The 24,696-nt window shown below is 60.5% G+C and carries 24 protein-coding genes and 1 tRNA gene; 6 read left to right on the top strand and 19 right to left on the bottom strand.

Features of this window, described 5'->3' with window-relative positions:
- From FHW69_RS18675 to FHW69_RS18655, 5 genes are all read right to left on the bottom strand, one after another.
- Nucleotides 1-629, bottom strand: a 629-nt coding sequence (locus FHW69_RS18675; protein WP_183424621.1) for a hypothetical protein, incomplete at its 3' end; no start/stop codon positions are given.
- Between the two features lie 20 nt (nucleotides 630-649).
- On the bottom strand, nucleotides 650-1,252 hold the full coding sequence (locus FHW69_RS18670; protein ID WP_183424620.1) for a hypothetical protein: 603 nt from the start codon (nucleotides 1,250-1,252) through the stop codon (nucleotides 650-652).
- A 193-nt stretch (nucleotides 1,253-1,445) separates the two neighbouring features.
- Nucleotides 1,446-2,045 (bottom strand): hypothetical protein, encoded by a 600-nt coding sequence (locus tag FHW69_RS18665; protein WP_183424619.1) that lies wholly within the window; start codon nucleotides 2,043-2,045, stop codon nucleotides 1,446-1,448.
- Between the two features lie 18 nt (nucleotides 2,046-2,063).
- Nucleotides 2,064-2,531, bottom strand: coding sequence for a hypothetical protein (locus FHW69_RS18660; protein ID WP_183424618.1), 468 nt, complete (start codon nucleotides 2,529-2,531; stop codon nucleotides 2,064-2,066).
- Nucleotides 2,532-2,681: 150 nt separating this feature from the next.
- Entirely contained in the window at nucleotides 2,682-3,830 is a 1,149-nt protein-coding gene (locus FHW69_RS18655; protein ID WP_183424617.1) for a PDDEXK nuclease domain-containing protein, read from the bottom strand.
- 646 nt (nucleotides 3,831-4,476) lie between these two features.
- Here FHW69_RS18655 and FHW69_RS18650 point away from each other — a divergent pair.
- On the top strand, nucleotides 4,477-4,776 hold the full coding sequence (locus FHW69_RS18650) for a hypothetical protein (protein ID WP_183424616.1): 300 nt from the start codon (nucleotides 4,477-4,479) through the stop codon (nucleotides 4,774-4,776).
- A 111-nt stretch (nucleotides 4,777-4,887) separates the two neighbouring features.
- Here FHW69_RS18650 and FHW69_RS18645 read toward each other — a convergent pair whose 3' ends face one another.
- Nucleotides 4,888-6,048, bottom strand: a complete 1,161-nt coding sequence (locus tag FHW69_RS18645) for an acyl-CoA dehydrogenase family protein (RefSeq protein ID WP_183424615.1) — start codon at nucleotides 6,046-6,048, stop codon at nucleotides 4,888-4,890.
- 174 nt (nucleotides 6,049-6,222) lie between these two features.
- On the opposite strand from FHW69_RS18645, the gene FHW69_RS18640 reads away from it, so the two are divergent.
- The 3 genes from FHW69_RS18640 to metH are packed head-to-tail and all read left to right on the top strand — an operon-like array spanning nucleotide 6,223 to nucleotide 10,945.
- Entirely contained in the window at nucleotides 6,223-7,164 is a 942-nt protein-coding gene (locus FHW69_RS18640) for a metalloregulator ArsR/SmtB family transcription factor (protein WP_183424614.1), read from the top strand.
- Nucleotides 7,161-8,240 (top strand): homocysteine S-methyltransferase family protein, encoded by a 1,080-nt coding sequence (locus FHW69_RS18635; protein WP_183424613.1) that lies wholly within the window; start codon nucleotides 7,161-7,163, stop codon nucleotides 8,238-8,240. The genes FHW69_RS18640 and FHW69_RS18635 overlap by 4 nt, the downstream gene beginning before the upstream one ends.
- Nucleotides 8,237-10,945, top strand: coding sequence for a methionine synthase (metH, locus tag FHW69_RS18630; RefSeq protein WP_183424612.1), 2,709 nt, complete (start codon nucleotides 8,237-8,239; stop codon nucleotides 10,943-10,945). The genes FHW69_RS18635 and metH overlap by 4 nt, the downstream gene beginning before the upstream one ends.
- Nucleotides 10,946-10,952: 7 nt before the next feature.
- On the opposite strand, the gene FHW69_RS18625 is transcribed toward metH, so the two are convergent.
- Nucleotides 10,953-11,285: a lipid-A-disaccharide synthase N-terminal domain-containing protein gene (locus tag FHW69_RS18625; RefSeq protein ID WP_183424611.1), complete on the bottom strand. Its 333-nt coding sequence runs from the start codon at nucleotides 11,283-11,285 to the stop codon at nucleotides 10,953-10,955.
- A 152-nt stretch (nucleotides 11,286-11,437) separates the two neighbouring features.
- Here FHW69_RS18625 and FHW69_RS18620 point away from each other — a divergent pair.
- Nucleotides 11,438-11,512: transfer RNA gene (locus FHW69_RS18620), tRNA-Val, on the top strand.
- A 744-nt stretch (nucleotides 11,513-12,256) separates the two neighbouring features.
- Nucleotides 12,257-13,186, top strand: coding sequence for a hypothetical protein (locus FHW69_RS18615; RefSeq protein WP_183424610.1), 930 nt, complete (start codon nucleotides 12,257-12,259; stop codon nucleotides 13,184-13,186).
- Between the two features lie 105 nt (nucleotides 13,187-13,291).
- Here the strand turns inward: FHW69_RS18615 and FHW69_RS18610 are convergent, their stop codons facing one another.
- The 12 genes from FHW69_RS18610 to pilV all read right to left on the bottom strand — a co-directional run bounded on the left by FHW69_RS18610 (nucleotide 13,292) and on the right by pilV (nucleotide 24,483).
- Complete coding sequence (locus tag FHW69_RS18610) at nucleotides 13,292-13,618, bottom strand: hypothetical protein (protein WP_221195634.1); 327 nt, start codon at nucleotides 13,616-13,618, stop codon at nucleotides 13,292-13,294.
- Between the two features lie 100 nt (nucleotides 13,619-13,718).
- Nucleotides 13,719-14,129, bottom strand: a complete 411-nt coding sequence (locus FHW69_RS18605; RefSeq protein ID WP_183424608.1) for a roadblock/LC7 domain-containing protein — start codon at nucleotides 14,127-14,129, stop codon at nucleotides 13,719-13,721.
- A gap of 2 nt (nucleotides 14,130-14,131) precedes the next feature.
- The gene (locus FHW69_RS18600) at nucleotides 14,132-14,701 is read right to left on the bottom strand and encodes an ATP/GTP-binding protein (protein ID WP_343204054.1); all 570 of its coding nucleotides are present in this window, start codon (nucleotides 14,699-14,701) and stop codon (nucleotides 14,132-14,134) included.
- The gene (locus FHW69_RS18595; RefSeq protein ID WP_183424607.1) at nucleotides 14,694-15,668 is read right to left on the bottom strand and encodes a hypothetical protein; all 975 of its coding nucleotides are present in this window, start codon (nucleotides 15,666-15,668) and stop codon (nucleotides 14,694-14,696) included. The genes FHW69_RS18600 and FHW69_RS18595 overlap by 8 nt, the downstream gene beginning before the upstream one ends.
- Before the next feature lie 640 nt (nucleotides 15,669-16,308).
- Nucleotides 16,309-16,557, bottom strand: a complete 249-nt coding sequence (locus FHW69_RS18590; RefSeq protein WP_183424606.1) for a hypothetical protein — start codon at nucleotides 16,555-16,557, stop codon at nucleotides 16,309-16,311.
- 32 nt (nucleotides 16,558-16,589) lie between these two features.
- On the bottom strand, nucleotides 16,590-16,748 hold the full coding sequence (locus tag FHW69_RS18585; RefSeq protein WP_183424605.1) for a hypothetical protein: 159 nt from the start codon (nucleotides 16,746-16,748) through the stop codon (nucleotides 16,590-16,592).
- A gap of 419 nt (nucleotides 16,749-17,167) precedes the next feature.
- Nucleotides 17,168-17,770, bottom strand: coding sequence for a GspH/FimT family pseudopilin (locus FHW69_RS18580; RefSeq protein ID WP_183424604.1), 603 nt, complete (start codon nucleotides 17,768-17,770; stop codon nucleotides 17,168-17,170).
- A 23-nt stretch (nucleotides 17,771-17,793) separates the two neighbouring features.
- Nucleotides 17,794-18,228: a type IV pilin protein gene (locus FHW69_RS18575; protein ID WP_183424603.1), complete on the bottom strand. Its 435-nt coding sequence runs from the start codon at nucleotides 18,226-18,228 to the stop codon at nucleotides 17,794-17,796.
- A 16-nt stretch (nucleotides 18,229-18,244) separates the two neighbouring features.
- Nucleotides 18,245-21,967 (bottom strand): PilC/PilY family type IV pilus protein, encoded by a 3,723-nt coding sequence (locus FHW69_RS18570; RefSeq protein WP_183424602.1) that lies wholly within the window; start codon nucleotides 21,965-21,967, stop codon nucleotides 18,245-18,247.
- A 4-nt stretch (nucleotides 21,968-21,971) separates the two neighbouring features.
- Nucleotides 21,972-22,595, bottom strand: coding sequence for a PilX N-terminal domain-containing pilus assembly protein (locus FHW69_RS18565; protein ID WP_183424601.1), 624 nt, complete (start codon nucleotides 22,593-22,595; stop codon nucleotides 21,972-21,974).
- 29 nt (nucleotides 22,596-22,624) lie between these two features.
- A complete protein-coding gene (locus FHW69_RS18560) occupies nucleotides 22,625-23,941 on the bottom strand; it encodes a PilW family protein (protein WP_183424600.1) in 1,317 nt (438 codons plus the stop codon).
- Nucleotides 23,938-24,483 carry a type IV pilus modification protein PilV gene (pilV, locus tag FHW69_RS18555; RefSeq protein WP_183424599.1) on the bottom strand — a complete coding sequence of 182 codons (546 nt, stop codon included), beginning with the start codon at nucleotides 24,481-24,483 and terminating at the stop codon, nucleotides 23,938-23,940. The genes FHW69_RS18560 and pilV overlap by 4 nt, the downstream gene beginning before the upstream one ends.
- Nucleotides 24,484-24,696: the final 213 nt, after the last annotated feature.

Genomic DNA, 24,696 nt, shown 5'->3' with positions numbered 1-24,696 from the left:
AATGGGATAAATGCTTTCATGTAGATGCTCAGCGTTCGGTCGTCGACTATCAGCAGAATTTCCGGATTAGCGATAACCGCGATTTCGGAAATTTTTTTCTCGTCGACGTCATGAACGATGCGCCGATCCCTGAATATCTGATCGAGATCAATGGAATCCTTATGGGGCACGCCATCCCGCGACCGCCACGTCACGACGACCGGGGGTGGAAAGTTATCCCCACTTGTATATACGGCACCCAGTTGCTGAATATGGTCAGGCCCCCTCAATGGGCCAGAAAGCACGTGATCAAGCCCGCTGACGACGTACATGTGGTCATAGATCACCTTGCAGCCCCATGCACTGAAGCAGTACGCAGAGAAATTGTGCCCGCTGAACGTCAGAGGAAATCGGTTCGGTCGATGCCGAACAATCTCATCTGACGGAGCCAGGTTCTGCAAGACGGTGTGGCAACCTCCCGAAAGTAGACATAGAAGAGCCGCAATAGCGATGTAAATCGCACCGCGTATTCGTGGAAAACTCATGCAAGCATCACCTTGAAAAACTTTCATGCCCGCTGCCTTGACGGGATATGCGCTCACGTCGTCCTGACGCTGGCCATCCGGGCCTCGCTTGTACTTGTCAGTCATTCCGTTGCCCTATGGACTTGTCAGTAAGTCTTTGTGTAGACCAGCACGAAGCTCTCGCTCATTCCGCTGTAACGATTCGCCGGGTCGCTAAGCTCCTTCAGCGGGAGATACGTTTTCATGTAGACGCTCAGCGTTCGGTCATCGACTATCAGAAGAATGTCCGGATCAGCTATAAACACGGTCTCGGAAATCTTCTTTTCATCGACGTTGTGAACGACTCGACGGTCCTTGAATATCTCATCGAGATTGACTGAGTCCTCATGGAAAGTGCCGTCCCGGGATCTCCATGACACAACGGCCGGCGGTGGAAAATTGGCGATATCCAACGTAACCGCATCTAACCCATGAAGGTGTTTTGGCCCCATAAGAGGAGCTGTTAGCTTATTTTCGCTATCCATGACGTCGTACATGCCGTCATAGAGGACTTTGCATCCCGATGTACTGAAGCAGTAGGCAGCAAAATTGTGCGCGGTAAACGTAAGTGGAAACTTGCGTTGACGTTGCTGGGCAATGACACGAGACGAATGCACGTTCTGCATGGCGGTGTGGCAACCCAAGGAAAGAAAACATAGAAGAACCGCGAGTCCGATGTGACTCGCACGGCGTATCTGTTGAAGAGTCATGCCCGCATCCTGTTCCGGTCAGAAAGGACCTTCAATGGCATGCCGTTCACCTGGACCGTCCGCCCTGGCTACTTCCGGTACCAGCATGCGTGCCGGGTAAGGTGGCGCCGAGAAAACGCACATCGACATCAACAAGAAATCCATCCGCACCCCGCTTATGCGTCTCGCTCATTCCTTTTTCCTTATCAATCCATCAATACAATTGGCGATATGCCAGAACGAGTTCATCACGTGCATTGCTATATTTGTTTGCGGGATTCTCCGGGTGTTTTAGCGGTATATATGCTTTCATGTAGACACTGATCGTCCGGTCATCGACGACAAGAATGATGTCGGGATCGAGAACGGCAGCGTCTTTCAGGATTTCTTTCTCATCGACGTCATGAACGACTCGCCGCTTCTTGAATATCTCGTCAAGATCAACCTTCGCTTCGTGATAAGAGCCATCTTTTGATCGCCACGCCACTAACGCCGGCTCGGGAAAACTCTGTATTCCTATGCGGACGGCATACAGATCCTGCAGGTGCGCATCACCCATCAAAGGTCGCGAAATCTCCTCCTCGCTGTCATGGACGTCGTATCTGCCGTTATAGAAAACGCGACAGCCTCTCGTACTGAAACAGTAGGCGGAAAAATTGTGATCCTTGAATGTCAGCGGGAACTTGTTGACGACAAACGGACCATGCTTCTTCGACTGCCCCGTCTTCGACAGAGCGTGACAACCTTCCAGGCCAGCAAGGACGATGCAAAAGAAGGCCATTCGCACGAGCGGTGTCGTTGACTGGTTCGTCATTCGGTTGAACTCGTTCGCTTAGCAGGTGCGAGAAGACGCAAGCACTGGCTCATGACGTGCGTTGCTGAACTTATTGGATGGATCCTCCAGTCTCGTGAGCGGAATGAAGTCGTTACGGCTCTTGCCGATGACAATGCCGGTGTCTTCCGCGCGCAGCAGAACTTCTCGGAACAGATCGCGGCGTTGTGCAAATCGCGCTTCGCCGTGAGCGGAGCGCGCAACGGGCTTCAGGAACTTCGCCACCGCGCCTGTCCACAGGGCCAGCGGCATGCCGAAGCCCACGATGCCGGCCGCCTTGATGGTTCCTGCATGAGGGGCCATGGCGGGATGGTCACGCAGTGCGAAGTACACCCAATAGGTGTGCCATTCCCACGGAACGTGTGTGGCATGCAGCAGAAACAGCGTCAGCAGGCCTGCGACGCGCAGGCCCACGTAAACAGCGAGTGCGAATCCGGCGAGCGCCAACGCTGCCTTGAACGTGGTCATCCTTGATCTCCCGGGGCGCAGGGGCACCTGTTGAGATCATTCTTTCAAGCTGGATCGGCGGATGCTCTCAGGTGAATCTGAAAAATCCTGCCTAATTTGGGCTGAGGGGTTTTCGTCGGACTTCCGCGAAGAACCCAAAAAGGCCGCGCCTCAAGGCAGCGCTCCGCGAGATTCGAGCAGACGCCGCGTGTTCGCCAGCTCTTTTTGCAGCAACTCGGCATCTGGCAACACTGTCCGGTAGTTCGCCGCCATCACCTTGGTCGGCAAGCCGTCCAGCGCATACCGCGCCAGGGCATGACCTTTGTCAGCGCACAGGATCAGGCCCACCGGCGGATTTTCATCCGGGCAGGCCCAATGCTCCCTGGCATAGTTGCAGTACATGTGCATCTGCCCCACATCGGCATGGGTCAGGCTGCCCAGCTTCAGGTCGATGATGACCAGGCAGCGCAGCTTGCGATGGAAGAGCAGCAGATCCACCCGATACCAGGTCTGGTCTATACGCAATCGGCGTTGCCGCCCGACGAAGGTGAAGCCTTCGCCCAGTTCCAGCAGGAAGTCTTCCAGCCGCTGGATCAAGGCTGCTTCCAGATCGGATTCCGAATATTCGTCCTTGAGGTCGAGGAACTCCAGCACATACGGGTCTTTGATCGCGTCATTGGCCGTGACGGCATCCACAGGCGTGGCGACAGAACCCTTGACCAGCATCGCCGCCTTGTCCTTGGACAAGGCAGTACGCTCGTAGAACTGGCTTCCAATCTGCCGATCGAGTTGGCGCACGCTCCAGCCGCCGCGCAAGGCTTCGGCCTCGTAGAACTGGCGGGCATGGTCATCCTTGACCGACAGCAACCGGACATAGGCCGACCACGGCAGGGTGAAGATCTGGGTCAATTGGGACAGGCTCAATTTCCCAGCCAGTGTCTGGGAATTCCATACGGACAGTCCTTCTCCAGATTTCCGAGACAGTGTCTCGGAAATTGCCTCTATGGGATATGCGACGAAGAAGCGCCGCATGTTCTCCAGATTGTCCGGGCTGAACCCGCGTCCAAATCGGGCCGTCAGATCGGCGGACAACCGCTCCATCAACTGCTCGCCGTAACCGGCCCGCCGCCGCCCTTTCTGCTCGGCCTCGACGAGCCGGCGGCCAATCTCCCAATAGCTTGCCGTCATCAGCGCATTGACACTGCGCGCCGCTGCCTGGCGCGCCGCGTCCAGCAGTTCCACGATGCCCCCGTGGATACCGGCATAACCAGCCGGTAAGGCAGCAGGTTTCCCCACGTCCGCAGGCGTCTTCCTTGTCATGCTGTCACCTCCCCAGACCGGGATGCCCCGGTAATCGCCAGCCGGCAAGCGCCAACGCTGCCTTGAACGTGTTCATCCTTGATCTCCCGGGGCGCAGGGGCGCCTGTTGAGATCATTCTTTCAAGCTGGATCGGCGGATGCTCTCAGGTGAATCTGAAAAATCCTGCCTAATCTGGGCTGAGGGGTTTTCGTCGGACTTTTGTCGCGAGCAAGCTCGCTGCAACAAGAAGGCCGCGCCTCTTCGCACACGTTCAAAGCGACGCGCCTCCATCTCCACCGCTTCGAAACCATTTGGGTTCAGTTCAAAAGTCGGTTCTTTTTCGGCGGGAATTCGTTCGCGGTGGGTGCCAGCATCACCGCTCTCAAATAATTCCGACGCCTTTTTCGGAATAATCGGATGGCTCCGCCTGTCCTGCGCTGTGATGCTTCCGGGGTCGCCGACTCCTTCGGCGGCCGGGTGTCGAAACCCGTTTCAAGTGACTTGCGCAGGCGGTTCGCCGCCTGCGTCTTACGCGGCTGCCTTTACGGCGGGCGTGTCGGGCAGACTCACGTCTGGCCGGGTTTGAGTCACTTGACCGGTTTTCGACCCCGACACGTCCGCCACCCTGCACCCAGGGTGCGGACCTTCCGAGGTAAAGGAACCGCCATGCATTCGTCCGACCCGTCCGTACCGTGCCCGCTTTGCAGGCAAGACGTCGATCTCAACAGCGACCAGTTGCATGAGGCCCTGTTCCTGCGACTTGGCGATGCGCAAGCGCTTTTCGACCTGCTGTCGTTGACGACAGAGCTGGACGCGGACCCGCAGACATTCAAGCGCCTTTCCAGCCTGGGAAAGCGGCTGGCAAACGAAGCCATTCCGTTGGTAACGGCCATCTGGCGCAGCCGCGTGCAGTTCATCCCTCAAGAATCGCTGGCGGCATTGAAAGCCGGGCCGTTTGGGCAGTAGTGCACCTGTGCCCGCTGCATCAGCCGCTCCTGCTGTGTCCGGCAAGTGGGAAGGCAGGACCAAAAAAGCCCGGCCAAAAGCCGGGCTGCTTCGCCAACCTGCGACCGGACCTCAGCGCAGGCCGGTCTCCGCGCGTGCGATGACCAGGCGCTGGATTTCGCTAGTGCCTTCGTAGATCTCGGTGATCTTGGCATCGCGGAAGTAACGCTCCAGCGGCATTTCCTTGGAATAACCCATGCCGCCGTGAATCTGCACCGCCTGATGGGTGATCCACATGGCAGCTTCGGACGCCACCAGCTTGGCCATCGAGGCCTCGGTGCCGAAGCGGCCGCCGGTCTTCTCGACCTGCTGCTTCGTCCAGGCAGCGCGAAGGGTCAGCAGGAGGGCTGAATCCAGCTTGCACTTCATGTCGGCGATCTTGGACTGCGTCATCTGGAACGTGCCGATGGGGTGACCAAACGCCTTGCGGTCACGCGACCACTGCAACGTGGCCTCATAGGCGGCGCGCGCGATGCCCACGGCCTGCGAGGCGATGCCGATGCGGCCGGCGTCCAGCACGCCCATGGCGATGGAGAAGCCCTTGCCTTCCTCACCCAGAAGATTGGCCTTCGGGCACACGTAATCGTTGAACTCGATTTCGCAGGTGGCCGAGGCGCGGATGCCGAGCTTCGGTTCCGTCTTGCCGGCGTGGAAGCCTGCAATCTTCGTGTCGATGATGAAGGCCGACACGCCGCGCGCGCCGATGCCCGGCGTGGTCACGGCAAACAGCACGATGTAGCGGGCAACCGGGCCGGAGGTGATCCAGCTCTTCTTGCCGTTGATGACCCAGTCGCCATCGCCGTTCTTGACGGCGCGGGTATGCATGTTGGAGGCGTCGGAGCCGGACTGCGGCTCGGTCAGCGCATAAGCGCCGATGGCTTCGCCGCCCGCAATGGCGCGCACGTAGGTCTGCTTCTGCTCTTCGGTGCCGTTCTTCAGGATGCCGTTGCAGAACAGCGAGTTATTGACCGACATGATCGTGGAGGTAGCCGCGTCGGCTGCCGCGATCTCGACCATGGCCAGCACGTAGGCCACCGGGTCCATGCCCGCGCCGCCGTACTCTTCCGGCACTTCGATGCCCATCAGGCCAAGCTGGCCCATCTCCCTGATGTTCTCGAGCGGAAATTCGCCTTTCGCATCCAGCTCGGCGGCAACGGGGACAATGCGCTTTTGCGCAAAGTCGCGCGCGATGGACTGGATCGACAGCTGGTCGTCGGTAAAACGGAAATCCATGGAACAACTCCGTGCCGTATACGATGGCGGCGAAAGGGGTGGGACTTTGGGGGAGCCGCTTATTCTAGCGGCCCTCTGAGTCAGACGGACTGTGCGCTGCAGCACGGAGGCTTGACGCCCCGACCCGTCGGGCCTAGCCTAACCAATCTCTTTATCGCGATAAAAGGATGCGGCATGGATTTGTCGACTGCGTCCACGGTGCTGCGTCTCCTGGCCGACCCCACCCGTGTTCGCCTGCTCGCCCTGCTTGAGCGCGAGGAATTGACCGTGGCCGAACTGGCTGCCGTGCTTCATCTGGCCCAGCCGCGTGTCTCCACGCACCTGGCCAAGTTGAAGGAAGCCGAGCTGGTCCGCGACCGGCGCGCCGGCGTGTCTGCCTATTACCGTTTCAACGGCGAGGCAGACCCGACCCTGCATACTCTGGTGACGTCGCTGCGCGACACCATCAACGACGCCCTGATCCGCGAAGACGCCGAACGCCTGCCTTCCGTGCTGGCCCAGCGTGCGCGCGCCGAGGGCTGGGCGGACACCGTGGCCGGCGACATGGAGCGCCATTATTCCCCGGGACGCACCTGGGAAACCGTGGCCCGCTCGCTGTTACAGCTGCTGGAAACCGGCGACGTGCTGGACATCGCCTCCGGCGACGGCGTCACCGCCGAACTGCTGGCGCCGCATGCCCGTTCCATCGTGTGTATCGACAGCAGCGACCGCGTGGTGGAAGCGGCACGCAGCCGCCTGTCTGCATTCAAGAACGTGGAAGTGCGCCAGGGCGACATGCACGCGCTGGATCTGGGTGCCGACCGCTTTGACCTCGTGCTGTTGCTGCACGCCCTCACCTATTCGGAAGACCCCGCACAGGTCTTCCAGCAGGTGGCGCATGTGCTCAAGCCCGGTGGCCGCGTGCTGGCCGCCACGCTGGGCGAACACGATCATCGTGCGGTGGTCGAGCCGTTCGATCACCGCAACCTCGGCTTCAGCTGTACCAGCCTGCGGGCCATGGCGACCGGAGCCGGCCTGGAGGTCATCAGCTGCGAACGCCTCAGCCGCGAACGCCGTGCGCCGCACTTTGAAGTGATCAGCCTGCTTGCCCGCCGCCCCGGACGGCCAAACGCATGAGCGCCCTGCCCTGGCTGCACCCCGAACGCGTTGCCCTGATCGAGAAGGGCCTGCGCGAACGCATCATGATTCTGGATGGCGGCATGGGCACCATGCTCCAGGGCCATCAGCTGGATGAATCAGGCTATCGCGGTGACCGCTTCTCCGGTGGCCACGACAGTCACCACGAGCACGATCATCCCGGCGAGTGCGACCTCAAGGGCAACAACGATCTGCTGCTGCTGACCCAGCCAGACATCATCCGCGGCGTGCACGAGGCTTACCTGCGTGCCGGTGCGGACTTCGTTGAAACCAATACCTTCAACGCCACGCGCATCAGCCAGGCCGATTATCACCTCGAACACCTGGTAAGCGAACTCAATCGCGAAGGCGCCCGCATTGCGCGGGAAGCCTGCGATGCCATGACCGCGCTGACGCCGGATCGCCCGCGCTTCGTCATCGGCGTGCTGGGACCGACCAGCCGCACGGCGTCCATTTCGCCGGACGTCAACGATCCGGGCTATCGCAACGTCAGCTTTGAAGAACTGGCGGCCAACTACACCGAAGCCGCACGCGCGCTGATCGAAGGTGGTGCTGACACGATCATGGTGGAAACCATCTTCGATACGCTCAATGCGAAGGCCGCCCTGTTCGCGCTGGACCAGCTGTTTGTCACGCTGGGCGGCCGCGTGCCGGTGATGATCTCCGGCACCATCACGGATCGCTCCGGCCGCACGCTGTCGGGCCAGACGGCTGAAGCGTTTTACTACTCCGTGTCGCACATTCGTCCCCTGTCTGTCGGGCTCAACTGCGCACTGGGTGCGGCCGATCTGCGTCCGCACGTGCAAACGCTTTCGCAGATTGCCGAGAGCTTCGTCAGCACCCATCCGAACGCCGGCCTGCCCAATGCCTTCGGTGAATACGACGAAACGCCCGAACAGATGGCCGACGTCGTTGCCGGATTCGCGCGCGATGGTCTACTGAACATCATCGGCGGTTGTTGTGGCACCACCCCTGCTCATATCCAAGCCATTGCCGCTGCCGTGCGTCCTTACGCACCGCGCGCATGGAACAAGGACGTCGCATCCGCCCCATGAACACACCCCGCTACACGCGCCTGTCTGGCCTTGAGCCGCTGATCCTCACCCCGGATCTGAACTTCATCAACGTGGGTGAGCGCACCAACGTCACCGGCTCGGCGCAGTTCCGCAAGCTCATCAAGGAAGGCCGCTACGAAGAGGCGGTGGACGTCGCGCGCCAGCAGGTGGAGAACGGCGCACAGATCATCGACGTCAACATGGACGAAGGCCTGATCGACTCCGAAGCGGCCATGACCCGCTACATCAACCTGATTTCGTCCGAGCCGGATATCGCGCGCGTGCCGATCATGGTCGATTCGTCCAAATGGAGCGTGATCGAGGCCGGCCTGCGCTGCATGCAGGGCAAGGGCATCGTCAATTCCATTTCCATGAAGGAAGGCGAGGCACTGTTTCTGGAACACGCCCGCAAGGTGCGTCAGTACGGCGCGGCCGTGGTCGTCATGGCCTTCGATGAAGCCGGCCAGGCCGATACCTGCGAACGCAAGGTTCAGATCTGCTCGCGTGCCTTTGAACTACTGGTGGGCGAACTGGACTTCCCGCCGGAAGACATCATTTTCGATCCCAACATATTCGCCGTTGCCACCGGCATCGAAGAACACAACAACTACGCCGTCGACTTCATCGAAGCCACGCGCGAATTGAAGAAGCGTTTCCCGTCGTCGCATATTTCCGGCGGCGTATCCAACGTATCGTTCTCCTTCCGTGGCAACAATCCGGTACGCGAAGCGATCCATTCGGTGTTCCTCTACCACGCCATCAAGGCGGGTATGGACATGGGCATCGTCAATGCCGGCGCGCTGGCCATCTACGACGATCTGCCGGAAGAACTGCGCGAGCGCGTTGAAGACGTGATCCTCAACCGCCGTCCCGATGGCACCGAGCGGCTGCTTGAAATCGCCGACAAGTATCGCGGCGGCAAGGAAGCCGTGGCGGTCGAAACGCAGGCATGGCGGGAGAAGCCTGTTCGCGAACGGTTGAGCCACGCTCTCGTCCACGGCATCGACCAGTACGTGGTGGAAGACACCGAGGAAGCACGCCAGCTGTCGTCTCGTCCGCTGGACGTGATCGAAGGCCCCCTGATGTCCGGCATGAACACGGTGGGTGACCTCTTCGGCGCCGGCAAGATGTTTCTGCCGCAGGTGGTCAAATCTGCTCGCGTGATGAAGAAAGCCGTGGCGCACCTTATCCCCTTCATCGAGGAAGAGAAGCTGCGCACGGGCGATGCAGGCAAGAACAACGGCAAGATCGTGCTCGCCACCGTCAAGGGCGACGTGCACGACATCGGCAAGAACATCGTGGGCGTGGTGCTTCGCTGCAACAACTTCGAAGTCATCGACCTTGGCGTGATGGTGCCCACGCAGAAAATCCTCGATACCGCGCGTGCACAGAACGCCGACATCATTGGCTTGTCTGGCCTCATCACGCCGTCACTGGAAGAAATGAGCCAGGTCGCGCGCGAGATGCAGCGGCAGGACTTCCACGTGCCCCTGATGATCGGCGGGGCCACCACGTCGCGCGCGCACACTGCCCTGCGCATCGAACCGCATTACAAACACCCCACCGTCTGGGTGAAGGACGCATCGCGCGCCGTGGGTGTGGCGCAATCGCTGGTCAGCAAGGAGCTGGTTGACGACTTCGTGACCAAAGTACGCGCCGAGTACGCCGAAGTGCGCGAGCGCCACCGCGACCGTGGCCCGGGCAAGAGCCTGGTGCCGTTGTCCAAGGCGCGCGCGCAGCGCTGGACCTGCGACTGGGCCTCCTACCAGCCACCCACGCCGCGCGCACCGGGCATCACCGTGTTCGCCGACTACGACCTGGCCGAACTGCGCCCGTATATCGACTGGCTGCCGTTCTTCAACGCATGGGAACTGGCGGGCAAGTTCCCCGCCATCCTCACCGATGAAGTGGTAGGCGCCCAGGCCACGGAGCTCTACAACGACGCCCAGGCAATGCTGGATAAGCTGATCGCAGAGAAATGGCTGACCGCCAAAGGCGTGATCGGCTTCTGGCCGGCGGCCCAGTCGGGCGACGACATCGAGGTATATGCCGCACCTGGCGATACCGACAAGAAGCGTAAACCCCTCGCCGTGCTGCGCCACCTGCGGCAACAGGCCGACAAGCCCGTGGAACGCCCGGACTTCTGCCTGAGCGACTTCATCGCCCCGAAAGACAGTGGCGTGCAGGATTGGGTGGGCGGCTTCGCCGTGACGGCAGGCATCGGCATCGACGAGCACGTGGCACGCTTTGAGGCAGAGCACGATGACTACTCGTCGATTCTGCTCAAGGCACTGGCCGACCGTCTGGCGGAGGCGTTCGCCGAGCGGCTGCACGAGCGCGTACGCAAGGAGTTCTGGGGCTATCAGCCCGATGAGTCGCTGGACAACGAAAGCCTGATCGCCGAGAAATACAGCGGCATCCGCCCCGCCCCCGGCTACCCGGCCTGCCCGGAACACACTGAGAAAGGCACGCTTTTCAAACTGCTCAATGCGCCCGAGCACACCACCATCGAGCTGACCGAGGGCTACGCGATGTTCCCCACGGCAGCCGTATCAGGCTGGTACTTCTCGCACCCCTCAAGCCAGTACTTTGTGGTGGGCCGCCTCACCCGCGAACAGGTGGACGATTACGCCAGGCGCAAGGGCTGGGACCGCACGCAGGCCGAGCGCTGGCTCGCCCCCTACCTGGACTACGACCCGGACTGACGACCTCTCAGGTCTCTTCCGGGCCACCCGGCTCGACCGTTTCCTGATGGCGACGCGCGCGCAGGTGCGCAAACACGTTGTAGAACGAGACCAGCATGGGAAACGCTGTCTGGATGATGCCCACGGAGTCGTTCTTGCCCCAGATGAAATACGCCAGCGTCAGCACGCTGCCAAACACCGACAAGTACCAGAACGACATCGGCACCACGACCTTCTTGTGCTTCTTGGTCGCGTAAAACTGCACGAACCAGCGCGCCGTGAACAGCAGAGTGCCGAGCAGACCAATCACTTTCCAGGGCGTGAGGGTCAGAAGATGGAGATCGGCGAGGGCTTCATGCATGGCGGAGGTCCGTAAGGGGGAAAAACCGCACGCATTGTACCGCCCGGGCTTGAGACCTGACCTGATCCCAAGCTTTTTTGCCGCCCGCACGGTCATTTCATTCAGACAATTGACGCCTGCCCAGAACCCCCGTAGAATTCCGCCCTCGCGATGGGCGGTTAGCTCAGCGGTAGAGCACTGCCTTCACACGGCAGGTGTCACAAGTTCGATCCTTGTACCGCCCACCATCCGAATACCGAAACCCCGGCCGTAAAAGCCGGGGTTTCTTCGTTCTTGAGCGTGGCCCAGTGAGCGTGCGTGTAGCAGCGAACCTGTCACGCGGCAGGTGTCACAAGTTCGATCCTTGTACCGCCCACCATCCGAATACCGAAACCCCGGCCGTAAAAGCCGGGGTTTCTTCGTTTCGGCTCAGCGCCCCAGTGAGCGTGCGTGTAGCAGCGAACCTGTCACGCGGCAGGTGTCACAAGTTCGATCCTTGTACCGCCCACCATCCGAATCCTGAAACCCCGGCCTTCAAAAGCCGGGGTTTCTTCGTTTCCGCTCAGTGCTTCCCGGACGTGGCCCAGTGAGCGTGCGTGTAGCAGCGAACCTGTCACACGGCAGGTGTCACAAGTTCGATCCTTGTACCGCCCACCATCCGAATCCTGAAACCCCGGCCTTCAAAAGCCGGGGTTTCTTCGTTTCGCTTCAGCGCCCAGTGAGCGTGCGTGTAGCAGCGAACCTGTCACCCGGCAGATCTCACAAGTTCGATCCTCGTATCGTCCATCATCCACGAAAGAACGTGCATCGCCGCTTCGGTAGAAACTTATGGGTGCGAATTCCCGGGCAGACGCCCACATCAGGATGCGCATGCAACCGATGTGTCGCACGTAACCAGGAAAATTCGGGATAAGCCGATCACCGTCGTCTCGGCGGCGCCGTCATATTCTTTTTTTGCAAGAGCGCGATAACTGGCATCAAGGACGAATGAGATGTGTAACGAGACAAAAGAACAGGTACGGAAAACGGCGGAGACGCAACTTTCCAACGATGACATTTTCTTCGGACTTATCTCTGGTCTATCCGGCTTGCACGCAGGCGGATCGGTGATATCGCTGACAAAAAGTTACCTGGCGACGTGCGGGGTAAGTGGGCTGAAGCTCAATCCATACTTCGTAAAAGACGGAAATACCGGCGCTTCACCCAAAACAGCAAAGATGCTCGTGAACCGCAGGACCAAAGGATTCGGCGTCGGATTCACTGGAGTCGCGGCTGCGGGAATCAACGCCGCAACAGCTCCCGTGCCCGCTCCGTTCTCGCTCGCCAGACACGCGTCGGCAACGGCATCAACCTTAAGGCACCTGTACGAGCTGTCCCGAATGCTCGCGGCTTACCAGAGTCATGCAAATGACGAAGACGTCGCAAACGCAATCCGGTGGCTGCAGCTGGCAATAGAGGTGAAACTGAAAAAATTGGCGGTGCGAGGTACGGACACGGCGCTGTCTGCCACCTCCGTCGTGCTCATGTTCACGGGCGTCGGCCTTGCCGGGAAGGTGCCCATCATCATGATCAACTTTCAGATGGAACTTTACCGACTGAGGATAAAGGACAAGTACACGGCGCTGTGCAAGATTGCCGCGATGGAACTGCACTGGGCTGCGTTTCGGGAGCAGGACACCGGTGATTTCATCAAGAAACTCGAGCAAAGAAAATCCACGCTTTTCGCCGGAGGCCCTTCGATACGGCAAAACGTCGTAGACGCAAAGACCGGCGCCAGGCTGGGTCCGGCAACGCTCATCATCAAGGAGATCATGTCCCGGCACACTTTGCAGGCGAAGTTCTTTTCCGCCCACGACTATCTGGAGATGATTCGCGAACCAGCGGGCTGGAACGCGATTGCGGACAAGTTGCTGGACATGTAGTCGCGCTCGATATTTCCGCGACGCACACCGGCGGTTGATTGCCTTTCGCCACCGCAGGCACTTGATGAGAGGGCGGAGTCATGGCGCCGCCCTCTCAGTGATCGGTTACATCGCCAGCTCTTGCTCGATGTCCAGCACCTTGCGACGAGCCAGCGCCAGGTTGGAGCGTGCGCGATCCAGCACCACGTAGAAGAACAGGCCAGCCTTGTTCGCGACCGGGCGGATGATGTGGTACTGCTTGCCCAGCGTAATCAGGATGTCTTCGATTTCGTCCTTCAGGCCCAGTGCCTTCATCGTTTTCATCTTCGAGCGCACCACTTCGGTGTTGCCCGCGGCGGCCACATCCAGATCGAACACCGAACCTGATTGCGCAAGCGTCATGCCGCTGCTGCTATCGACCAGAGCTGCCCCCAGCACGCCATCAAAGCCCATCAACTCTTTTACCGACTCGTTCAACGTAGCCACAGCGCTTCTCCTTGTTGAAAGCATCGAGATGTCTTGCGGGAGGGTCGATGCACCCACTTCCGCAATGTCATGAGCCAACAAACAGTTTCCCAAGTGACTCCCTGCATCCCCGCGCGGCCCAAAGCACCTGACCCATGGTGACCTTGGCCCGGCACAGCACAGTGAGAATGAGTTTCTGTGCAGGATGAGGAATGTCCATCAACAGGATGCGTCCCTGCGATGCCTCGATCACCAGATCGCGGCACGCGCCCAGGGAACTCTCCTTGCAGACCGCTTCATTGATTGCAATCAACGAACTGGCCATCGCGGAAAGCTTCTCGGCGGAGAGCGAACCGGTGAGCCGCGATGCCACACGAAAGCCGTCGCCGGTGGAAACCAGCACGCCGCTGATCTCCTGCTCCTTCACCATCAGGCTGTCCAGGTGATGCAGGATGATGGCTTCCTCGCTCCGGCTTACCCGCTCCTCTTTGCCAGACATTGCTATGGCACCTCCTGCAAAGCCGCTCCTGAGAATTCGCTGGCGGCATCAATCTGGTAGAAGAGAATATCGAGCAGAGTGAGGACCTGCTCGCGCTGCCGCACATCGGTGGATACCACGGGCACCCTCACCCCGATTCCGCGCAAGGCAGCATCGTAATCTTCCAGCGTGGGAACCGGATGGACGTCCATCCTTCCCACTCCCACCACCGCACGCGAGCCATCAATCACATCGGCGAAAGCGCGCGCATATTCCAGGACGTCACCCACGGGGTCTTCGCTGCTGTTGTCCGCCAGCACCACAACGCCCAGCGCCCCTTTGCCAAGAATTTCCCACATGAACTGGAAGCGCACCTGCCCGGGCGTGCCGAACAGTCGCAACACTTCGCCACCGGGCAACGTGACCACGCCATAGTCCAGGCCGGTGGTTGTGGTCTCCTTGACGTGATGCGCATGGTCGGTGTTCTGCATTTCGGTGCGTACCGGAGCCACCTCGCTCACGGCGGCTATGGCGGTGGTTTTGCCGGCCCCCATGCTGCCGGTGAAAATCAGCTTGTACTCCCGATCACTCACCGGCTGACCTCCGGATGCCAAGCATCGTGCGAAGCGAATGAAAGAGGTCACCGTAGAAGGACTTGCGCGTCGCCCGCATGCCGCCCGCCCTGTTCTCCATTGAGGCCGTCACCTCGTCGAGCACGCCCAGCATGGCGCAACCGTTCAAAAATGCCTCAGCATCTTGCAGCGGCCGCTGTACCCGGCTCGCGAGCTCATCCGCTGTCGCAGCCTGCCGGGACAACACAGCCGCCATATGCAACTGGAAGGACTGCAACGGCAATGAGCCTGCGTCGGGCCAGCGTCGCAACTGGTATCGCCGGTCGGGAAGCACGTCGGCCTCACCGTGAGAGGCACCGTGCAGGCCGGAGAGCCACAACAGACGATCCAGCACGTGAGTGAAAGTGCCTGTATCACCCGGACGCTCATCAAGCACCGTCAAAGTGAATGATCGGCTGTGGGCTATGTCCACCAGATCGGCGTCGGTCAGGTCATCCACGCCAGCCATCTGTCCTGTCCTGAATTCCACAACAAGCACCCGGTTCTGGACCTCGATACGCGCATGGCGCGCCGTGCGCTCTGATTTCAGCCGGCTCAACGCCTGCGCCACGGATTCGTATCGCTCGTCGTCTTTCGGCCATGACTCCTGAGAACGGCCCTGCACCTGCAACCGCCCCGATGCGCGGTTGAGCACGTCAATGAAATCGCTGCTGCGAATCGGCGCGCGAAGCATCAGTGTTTCAGGAAGGACGTGACCGCCATCGTGTACAACAGACACGCAAAGCAGTCCGTGCGAGCTTGCACGCCGGATGGCCATCATCGACAGCGCGGAATCCGGATTGCACAGCGCCACGTTGGCCTCGAATCCATCGTGGAACGACCACGCCTCGGTGGTTTGCGTCGTCACTACCTTGAGCAGCGTGCGGACCAGCAGCTCATCGCGTGCAAGGAGGCCAACGGCGGTGACCTTGCGCATCTTCGAAGACATGACTCACCTCTCCCATGAGTCATGTGCCGATGCGGGGCCATGGAAATGATGCGTCGTCCGTGCTCCGCGGGCGACGCACCGCAAGACGTGCCAGGCCAATGGCCTTGCGGGATTTCCCGCCACGCGAATGTCGCGACTGAGTGCTGTGCGGATCAACATGGTCGAATGGCCCCCTGATGCCCTTCCCAAGGCTGGACGGCTCAGGAAGGCCCGCCTGCCACCAAAATCCAACGAGCAAACATTCAACATCAGCGATGTATCTGATCGCATCACGTGCAAATCCAACCGTGATAGTAATCACAAAAAGTCACGGGCACCTTTGCATGCGGGGTGCCGGAATATGCAAAACATGCAAATTTGATGGGACGTCGATTTATGGGATTTCAAGGCAGAGGATTCGCGCACGTTCTCGCGCCGGAAGGTCGGCAGGGCAAGACCGTCTCGCGCGCAAGCGCGCTTCCACAGGCGAAAAATCCGGCGCCAGACACGTTCTTAAATTTCAGTTGAGCCGCCCTGATTCGGCTACCCAAATATCCTGTAGCAGCCCGGGCTTCAAGAAGATTGGTGCGAGGCGCCCGATCCAATGGTCGTCAATGCGACTATCCGGTGAGTTGCCTGTGATCTGTATCGCGGTGGCCACCTACGATTTCTTGGCACTGCCAGGTGGCACGGTGTGTTCACACGTCAGAGTGATCAACTCAGGATCGTCGGGGTTATTTTTGGCGCTATCAACAATTGCCGCGATGACAGGAATTTTATCTGGACCAGGTGTGTAGGTAATATCGTCTTTCGTCTCTTCGGTTTGTTTTACGAAGGCACCTCCCAGGATGGATAGGGTGCATACGGGGGGAGCCGTGAATATGCCTGCCTTGAACTCGACATTGATCACGCCCGTATCCTTGTTGACCGTGGCGGAATATATCAAGCCAAAACATCATGAATTTTCCCACTTCCATCAAACGTCCCTACGATCTTGTTGCTTGCACTCGCAGAGTCATCTGCCAATGCAGTGAGTGGTGCCGCATATGTTCCCACCATCAATAAAGCACTTGCCATGCACGGTACGAAGGTCGCTTTCATCACGGCTTCATCCTTTGAATAGGAAGGGATGGGGCGTTGCCAGCAGTGCCCTTCCATCGCTACTGGCGGCATAAGCAAACGCATCAACGTGCAGTTCGGGCCCACCTGCCAACAAAATCCAATGAGCAAACATTCAGCGCCGACGATCTATCTGATCGCATCGCGTGCAAATCCTGACTTGATAGTAATCACAAGAAAGTCACGGGCACCATCGCTGCGGGCGGGTGCCGGAATATGCAAAATAAGCAAATTTTATTAGACCTCGATTTGCTGGCGTGCGTCGCAGGAAGGTTTGCGCATGCTCTTGCGCTGAAGGGTCGTGCGGCGCAAGACCGCCCCGCGCACCAGCGCGTTCCTACAGGCGAAAAAAAGCCGGCACTGGGCCGGCTCCATTATTTCAGTACGAATGACAGCACCAACTACGGCGAGCAGGCCGCTCCTGCCACCAGCGTGTTGGAAGACACCGAGCCGGAAGCCGTCACCGTGATGACCGAGCCCGGCACCTCGTTGACGTTTTCACCGATGCCCGTATCCACGCCATTCTTGCGCGAGCAGAGCACAAAGGCGTTTGTCGTACGCGTGCCGTTGGCCGCCATCTGGCCGCTCTGACCGAAAGTCATCACCTTGCCGTCGGTAGCGGTAATCGAAACACGCTTCTGTACGGTGCCGATACGAAGCAACTGGAAACTGCTGTCGCTGGCGGAGTACGCCTGGTTAGCGCCCACCGTACCGGCGTTATAGGCATAGACCAGCCAGCCCAGATCGTAATCCGCACTGGTCTGGGCACAGGTTGCGCCATCCGTGCTGCGGCAGATCGAAACGAACTTGTGGCGCGTTGCCGCTTCGCCACGCGCGTACTGGATATCGCCCATCAGCGTGTTGGCCACGTTGCTGACGTTAGAGCGGCGCATCGTGCTGCGGAAACTCGGCACCGCAATGGCGAGCAGGATGCCCATCACCGCCACCGCCACCATCAACTCCACGATGGAGAAGCCTTTCGCCCTTACCCGTAAGCCGGCCATATCCACTCCCCTTTGCCGCGCCATTACCAGCACATGCCGTTGACGTTGTCCTGACCGGTCTGCGATTTTGTGCCACGCGAGTCGATGGTCAGGTTGAGGCACACGTCGTTCGCCTGGCCGCCGATGGCGGTGGCCGTGGCCACATAGGCCGTGGTCAGATCCGTGCCCGGCATCGTCCCGATGCTCAGCGTGTAATAGCCGTTGGGCGTCGTCGTGCTGGTCATCTTCAGATCGTTGACCGGGGAGGACGCATACGTGTTGTAGGTGGCGTAGTAGCGCTCCTGCGCCGTCGCAATCTGCATAAGCGCCGTCTGTGCGTCAGCACGCCGCGCGCGGAAGGCGTAGCGGTTGTACGAAGGCACCGCGATCATCGTCAGGATGCCGATGATCGCCACGACGATCATCAGCTCCAGCAGCGTAAAACCACCCACGCGCCGGGAAAACTGCACTCGCTTCATCGAACCGTTCCCCCAATCAGTTGCCATTGTTCAGCACCCGCCACGAACGACGGCGCCAGATCGCATCACCAATACCCAACGGCGTGCCGTCAGACAACAGCGAGATACCTGGCAGCACCACCTGACCACCGCCCAGCACCGTGGCCGCCGGCAATCCGCCACTGGCAGGCACGTTCTGCACGCGCGCACCGGCCACCGTGTAACCGGACGTCATCGTGACACTGCCCGCATTGATGCCGCTGGACGCGCCGCCCGTAGCCGCATCAATCACCAGCACCGCACCCAGTCGCACCGGATTGCAGGGATCGGTGCTGCCCGGAATCAGCGTGGTGATGATGGCACGGCCGCTGTCGAACAGGGCCGTGGCGTCCACTACCACGCGCTCACCCTTGTTGGTCTGCGGCGAACCGACCGTCAGATTGATGACCCAGCCATACACCTTCACGCCGTTGAGCGTGGCCGGAACCGGGTTGGTGGTGAGGCCGCGGACGTTGCTTACCTCCACCATGGTCTGCGTCACCAGCTTGCTGCTGCCCTCGATAACCGGCGAGGTGTCGCTGGGACCGCGATCACGGATGCCGTAAATGCCCTGCACCTTGTTGTTCGCATCGGTCACGGTGTTGTCCGTGGCACCCAGGTATTTGCCTGTGCCGAACACCACCATGAAGTACGACGAGGTCGGGTCGGCGAACAATCTCGGCATGGCCGTGATCGGCCGGTCGCCCGGCGACGACGGACGGAACGCCAGGGTGGCTTTCCAGTTGGCCGGCGACGCGTCGGAAAGATCGAAGCGCCACAGGTTTCCCTGAAGATCGCCTGCAAACGCGACATCGTCGACCTGGTCGTTGTTGTAATCGCCCAGCACGGCAGGACCGAGGCCGTAACTCACGACCGTACCCGACACGCCGGCGACCGTGGTCGGCGTCTTGATTTCCTTGATGACCGCACCGGTCTGCGCGTCAAGCACAAACAGCGAGCTGAAGTTGTTGGAGGCTGCCGCGACCTTGCTGCCCGTGGGGAAGTAACCACTGGGCACGATCACGACCCACTTGCCGTTCGCAAGGCGACCGACGTTGGGCTTGCCGAACGTGTAACCCAGGTTGGCGCCAACATTCGTGCCGCTGGTGTCCACGCTATTGCTGTTGAATTCCCACAGCACCTTGCTGGATGCGGTGGCTTCCGTCGCCGGCGCATTGGTGATGTCCAGCGCGTAGATGCCCCGGCCGCCCAGACGCAGGCCGCCCACGAGGATGCTGTGCCAGCCCGTGCCGGTGGCGCCGGAGAAGAAGACATCGCGGCTCACCGGCGTGGCGTCCACGGTCGGCTGGAAGGTAAAGCCGGACTTCACTGTCATGCCGCTCAGCGCGCCAAATACGGTGTAGGGCACATATGCCCAGCGCTCGCGGCCCGGGTTGGGCGTTACGTCCACTGTCGTCGGATCGGTCGCGGACGTGGTCGCATCGAACGCATGCAGCATGCCGTCATTCGCGCCCACATAAAGCGTGGGAGCGCGGTTCTGATGATCGGCAACAAACTGTTCGTAGCTGTATTTCAGCTTGCTGGTGGCGGGGTCCACCGCCATTTCGGGCGCCGTGTTGGTGCCCACATTGGGCCAGCTGTCACGGTAGCCGCTGGCCGGGTAAGCAACGTACACGGGCTGCGAGTTGATGATGGCGCCCAGCGCAGACACGCGCGTGCGGAACGTCGTGCCTTCCATGCCGGTGGCGCCACGGAGGTACGCCAGCTTGTTCTGACCTGCGGTGCCCGTGCCGAAAGTGGAGTCCACCGCATTGATCGCCGCGCCTGCTGCCGCGTAGGTGAATGCAATGCCCTTGCCCGCACCCACTGCCGAGCTGGTCAGGATGACGCGGTCGTCGCCTGCCTTGTTGCGCGTGGTGAGCAAAGCCGAGCCATCCCACAGCGTGGCGCCGATGGAGCCGGTCGCATCCACGGCCTTGGCAAGCAGCGAACCGGTCCAGCTGGCGCTGTCGTAGCCGGTGGTAAACGTGACGCTGGATGCGGTCAGCACGCCGGTATTGAGCGCGCCTGCCACAGACGACGACGTGCGGGAAATGATGCGCGCCAGAAGCTGACTGAGCGCAGTGCTCAAGGTGGCCGGATCGCGCGCGCTGAAGTACTGGCCACGGCTGTTGATGGCCGTGTGCCAGGTATCGTCAATGTCGGTGGCATCACCATATTGGCTGCTCGCCGGCGTCGGCCAGGACTTGGTGCCGGCGCGCAGTGCGGCGTAATCGCCGTCATACGCCAGCGTGCCGTTGATACCCAGCGCGATCATGTACTGCACAACGTGCGGCCAGGTGGCCGGATCGTTTTTCGGGTTGAAATAGATGGCACGGGGCGGCGTGCCCGAACCATTCCATGCGACCGAATTACCCTTCGAGTCAGTGTAATCGGTGAACGAGGGCGGCACGCCGAGCTTGGGCTTGCCCTTGGCATCCACGAAGTCGGGGCGCAAGTTTGTCGCCCAGTAATAGAACGCGATGTCCGACAGCGTGGAATACGACGTCGCGGGTACATTCCAGAAAATTTTCGATTCCGCGTCACCACCCGCCGCGCCACCGTAAGCGGTGCCGTCAGGCAGCGTGAGACCCGTGCGCACGGAAGGCAACGGATTCGTCGAGTTGTACGGATCGCTGCCATTCCAGTAACCGTCGGTCACCAGCAGGCTGTAGTTCATGCGGCAGGTCAGTTCAAGGCCGGTGCCGTCGGGCCCGATGTTCGGCTCGAAGTACGGATTGGTGGTCGACTTGGGCGCATTGGCGCCGTACATGAACACATCGCCCGCCGCCTTGATGGCCGTTCGGGTCGGCGTGCCACCGCTGGCATTCACCGCGTAAAGCCATTTGAAGAAGTTGGTACGCGGCCCCACGCCCGGGGACGTATCGGCAAACGCATTGAACGTGGTCTTGCCACCGGACAGGACGTAGTTGGCTTTGTTCAGGTTCTGGTACACCACGCGGATGGTACTGCCCAGCGATGCGAACACGTTGCCGATGGAACTGCGCGTCATCAGGTTGCGCGTGCGGTAGTACGAGTACCAGTTGGCGAAGTTCTGCTGCTGCGCAGAGGTTGCGCCGCTCATTTTGGTGATGACGCAACCGCTCTCGCTGTTGAGCGTCGGGCAGGTGTAATAGAAACCACCGTTCTGGCTGCCGGCGACGGCCGGGCTGATAGTGCCATCTTTTCCGCCACCTTCGTATGCCTGCACATTGGAGGTGGTCATGGCGATGAAGCTGGTGGTGGTGAAGGCATTGCTGAGATTGACCGTTTTCAAGCAGCTCGTATTCGTGCTGCTGCCATTGTTGGCGTTGACCACCGTGCCCGTGGTGTTGGCACAGATGCCGTCAAGCCATGCAGCGGTGTAAGACGCATTAGGGAAGGACGTGACGCCATCGGCCTTCAGCGGCGGCGTATAGGTGATGGTCGGGTTGTAATAAACCGAGTTGGACGTCGATGAGTAGTAGTACTGCTTGCCCGACGAGCCATCGAGCGTATCGGGCAGGTTGGTCGAACCCATGGAGCCGGAGTCATCGAAGGTCACCGCGATGTTTGGCGCCACACCCACGGTAAGGTCGGGCGGCGTGGTGCTGAGGTCGGTCGTGTAATAGGTGTTGGTGGTCTGCGAGACCGTCACGCCCGAATAGCCGCCGAAGAGGCACAGGCCAAGACCCAGTGCCACGTTGCGCAGAAGAGTGAACTTGCGGGAAAGAAGGTTCATGGCGTCAATCGCTCTTCGCGGCGAACGTGGTTTCAAGCACGCGGATGGAATTCTGGTTATTGCCCACGCCGCGTGCCGTAATGCGATACACGTGACGGTTGGTGCTGGTGTAACCCGTGCCGCCCGTGCCGGTGGAGCCGGACTCGTGCTGCAGCCCCGAAGCCGGCGGCAGTTCCATGCCCAGGTCTTCAATCAGGTAATACGGGTTTGCGTAAAGCTTGAACGTGGCATCCGTGCTGGCCGTGGTGAAGCTCACCGGCTTGTACTCGGTGCCGCCATCGGTGACCCAGCCATCGGACGTGCGGAAGGTCTGCACGATAGTGAGCGGATCAGCGCTGTAGTTGTAGCAATCGGTCAGGGCAAACGAGCCGCACTTCATGCGCGTGGCAGGATCACGGCTGGCGTTCCACAAACGCCATTCGGCACCACGCAGGGCGGACTCCGCGCTCCATTCGGCAAGCTGCGAATTGCGCAGGCCACCCACCAGCTTTTCCTGCAACAGCGACGAACTGGAAGCACTGATCGCCAGAAGCGTGATCAGCAGCAGGAAGATCAACGCCACCACAAGCACCACGCCACGCTCGCGGCGCGGTGCATGAAATGCGTGCAGACGGGCGAAAGAGTTCATGGAGCGCACCTCGGAACCGGAGACAGTTTTCATGGGTTGTAATTACGCATCATCACCAGCGAGACGAACTCACGGCGAATCATGTGGTTGTCGAAGCCCTGGTCTGCGGGCGCAATACCCGTGGTACCGCGCGAGTCCGGGGCCGCCGGCGTCGTGATCCCGTCCGGCTGATAAGCGAATGCCATGTCCGGCGCCGTCAGCGAATACAGAGGCGTCTGGCCGTCCATCAGCAGGTGCACTTCAATGCTCTTGATCGCGCGCCACAGGCAACCCTTGTCCGGCGACAACGCACCCACTGCATTCGGCGGGCAGGCCAGCGTGTTGCTGGCACGCGAATCGACGTCCGCAGCGGTCAGGTAGTGCATCAAGCCATTGGAATCTTCGATGCCGTAGAGGAAATCCAGGCGCTCCACGCCGCGCGCCAGCTCCGTGCAGCCATCCGTGGTGCCGCTGTCGCAACGCATCAGCGCGCCGGTCTTCTGGCCGGTGGCGGTACCGTCGTTCGTCTTTACCTGCAAGTAATAGGTAATGGTGCGGAAATCCGTCTTCATGCGGAAGAAACGCGGTGCCGACTGCGGCTGAAGCGCGCGCGGCGCCGAGAAGTTGCTAGGCGCGGGAACGAAGTTGGGATTGCCGTTGACCGTGAAAATCTGCGCCGTGGAGCAATCGGCCAGCATCGCCTGCTCGCCATCGGCAAAGCCGGTCAGCGAAGGCTCGCCGGTTTTCGGCACGATGGTGATGTGATCGACGTTGCCGTTGTTGGCAGCCACCACCGTGCTGGCGCCGCCAATGGCCCAGCCACGCGATGAATCCACATAGCGCAGCGTCAGCACCGATGCGCCGAGCACGCGCTTGTCGAGGTCGGTGCCCATCGCGGGCACGCCATCGGTGGGTGCCGACGGATCAGCCGGCGTGCAGGTGGTTTTCGTGCACTGATAGCCACGCATGTAAAGGAACGAAGGCATGGAATACGCCGCCGTGGGCGCTACCGGGTACGCACCGCCCCACGGGGTGGTGTTCTGCGGGTACGTGATGGTCGAGGAATAGATGGTAGGCGTGCGGATGGCATCCAGCGACACGCCAGCCGACGTGGCACCCGCGATGCCACCCGTGCTGCTGCAATATTGCGCACCGGCCATCTTCAGGTCGTCGGAAATCTTCTGGATGGAAAAGCGACCTTCTTCCTGAAGGCGTGCCATCTGGGTCTGCACGCGATTGCTTGATGAGGTGGACAGGAACACCGTCACGATGCCGCCGGCAACCAGCAGGCCGAGCAGCATGGCCACCATGAGCTCAACAAGAGTGACGCCGCGCTGGGCGCGCGGGAATCGACGGATCAGGCTCATGGCTGGAACACCCAGGTAAAGGACTGCAAAGTGGACGAGGTGATCTTGTCGTCGTTGCCGGTGATGCCGCGCTCGGCCCACTTGATGATCATCGTGCAGGTGCCGCCGTAAGGCGGTCGCAGGGAAATCTGCGTGGTCGGCATGTTGGCCGCCGCAGGATTCACGCAGGCGATGCTGGTGGAGGCAACGCCCGGCAGGAACTGGGTCAGCTGCTGACTCCACATGATCTTGTCGCGCGTGGCGATCTGCGCAGGCGTGCAGCCGGCCGATGCGTCGCACGGCGTGGGCGTGCCGCTCACCGGATAATTGGTGGCGTTATAGGCAAGGTTCCACAACCCTACAGGGTTGTTGCGCATGCGGTCAGCCATGCTGTTGGCCAGGAACGTGACCTGCGTGCGGACGTAAGCCGAATGGTTCGACTTGGTCGCCATGACCAGCAGACCGGCAAGCCCGATGAGGCCGATGCAAAAGATCAGCACAGCCATGAGCACTTCAATAAGCGATACGCCCCGCTGGGCGCGGCGCGACAGACTTTGGGCCACGTCAGGCTCCCCCTACCCCATTTCCGACAGCCTGAAATGTAGGGCAAAGCTGACGCAAGTCTTCGCGATGTCCGACCGACGGCCGGCAAAATCCGACGAGCGGTCTCCACAGCGCCGATGTCGCCTCCCCGTAAACTTACTCCAGACATAAACCGAGGTCCCCGGGCAAAATATCCCCAAGGAGACCTACGATGCGCAAAAGCAAATTCACCG

The sequence above is a fragment of the Luteibacter sp. Sphag1AF genome (assembly GCF_014192715.1).
In the GTDB taxonomy this organism is placed as follows: Bacteria; Pseudomonadota; Gammaproteobacteria; order Xanthomonadales; family Rhodanobacteraceae; genus Luteibacter.
Note: the sequence above shows the minus strand (reverse complement) of the source record. Positions and strands in the feature narration are given on the sequence as shown.

Excerpts from the sequence above, each read along its gene's own strand:
- FHW69_RS18650 (WP_183424616.1), top strand. The coding sequence starts at position 4,477 with ATGCATTCGTCCGACCCGTCCGTACCGTGCCCGCTTTGCAGGCAAGAC.
- FHW69_RS18585 (WP_183424605.1), bottom strand. The coding sequence starts at position 16,748 with ATGAAAGCGACCTTCGTACCGTGCATGGCAAGTGCTTTATTGATGGTG.
- FHW69_RS18570 (WP_183424602.1), bottom strand. The coding sequence starts at position 21,967 with ATGAACCTTCTTTCCCGCAAGTTCACTCTTCTGCGCAACGTGGCACTG.
- FHW69_RS18665 (WP_183424619.1), bottom strand. The coding sequence starts at position 2,045 with ATGACGAACCAGTCAACGACACCGCTCGTGCGAATGGCCTTCTTTTGC.
- FHW69_RS18645 (WP_183424615.1), bottom strand. The coding sequence starts at position 6,048 with ATGGATTTCCGTTTTACCGACGACCAGCTGTCGATCCAGTCCATCGCG.
- FHW69_RS18580 (WP_183424604.1), bottom strand. The coding sequence starts at position 17,770 with ATGGCCGGCTTACGGGTAAGGGCGAAAGGCTTCTCCATCGTGGAGTTG.
- FHW69_RS18565 (WP_183424601.1), bottom strand. The coding sequence starts at position 22,595 with ATGAACTCTTTCGCCCGTCTGCACGCATTTCATGCACCGCGCCGCGAG.
- FHW69_RS18640 (WP_183424614.1), top strand. The coding sequence starts at position 6,223 with ATGGATTTGTCGACTGCGTCCACGGTGCTGCGTCTCCTGGCCGACCCC.
- FHW69_RS18605 (WP_183424608.1), bottom strand. The coding sequence starts at position 14,129 with ATGTCTGGCAAAGAGGAGCGGGTAAGCCGGAGCGAGGAAGCCATCATC.
- FHW69_RS18655 (WP_183424617.1), bottom strand. The coding sequence starts at position 3,830 with ATGACAAGGAAGACGCCTGCGGACGTGGGGAAACCTGCTGCCTTACCG.
- FHW69_RS18610 (WP_221195634.1), bottom strand. The coding sequence starts at position 13,618 with ATGGGCTTTGATGGCGTGCTGGGGGCAGCTCTGGTCGATAGCAGCAGC.
- FHW69_RS18575 (WP_183424603.1), bottom strand. The coding sequence starts at position 18,228 with ATGAAGCGAGTGCAGTTTTCCCGGCGCGTGGGTGGTTTTACGCTGCTG.
- FHW69_RS18595 (WP_183424607.1), bottom strand. The coding sequence starts at position 15,668 with ATGTCTTCGAAGATGCGCAAGGTCACCGCCGTTGGCCTCCTTGCACGC.
- metH (WP_183424612.1), top strand. The coding sequence starts at position 8,237 with ATGAACACACCCCGCTACACGCGCCTGTCTGGCCTTGAGCCGCTGATC.
- FHW69_RS18660 (WP_183424618.1), bottom strand. The coding sequence starts at position 2,531 with ATGACCACGTTCAAGGCAGCGTTGGCGCTCGCCGGATTCGCACTCGCT.
- FHW69_RS18560 (WP_183424600.1), bottom strand. The coding sequence starts at position 23,941 with ATGAGCCTGATCCGTCGATTCCCGCGCGCCCAGCGCGGCGTCACTCTT.
- FHW69_RS18670 (WP_183424620.1), bottom strand. The coding sequence starts at position 1,252 with ATGACTCTTCAACAGATACGCCGTGCGAGTCACATCGGACTCGCGGTT.
- FHW69_RS18615 (WP_183424610.1), top strand. The coding sequence starts at position 12,257 with ATGTGTAACGAGACAAAAGAACAGGTACGGAAAACGGCGGAGACGCAA.
- FHW69_RS18625 (WP_183424611.1), bottom strand. The coding sequence starts at position 11,285 with ATGCATGAAGCCCTCGCCGATCTCCATCTTCTGACCCTCACGCCCTGG.
- FHW69_RS18635 (WP_183424613.1), top strand. The coding sequence starts at position 7,161 with ATGAGCGCCCTGCCCTGGCTGCACCCCGAACGCGTTGCCCTGATCGAG.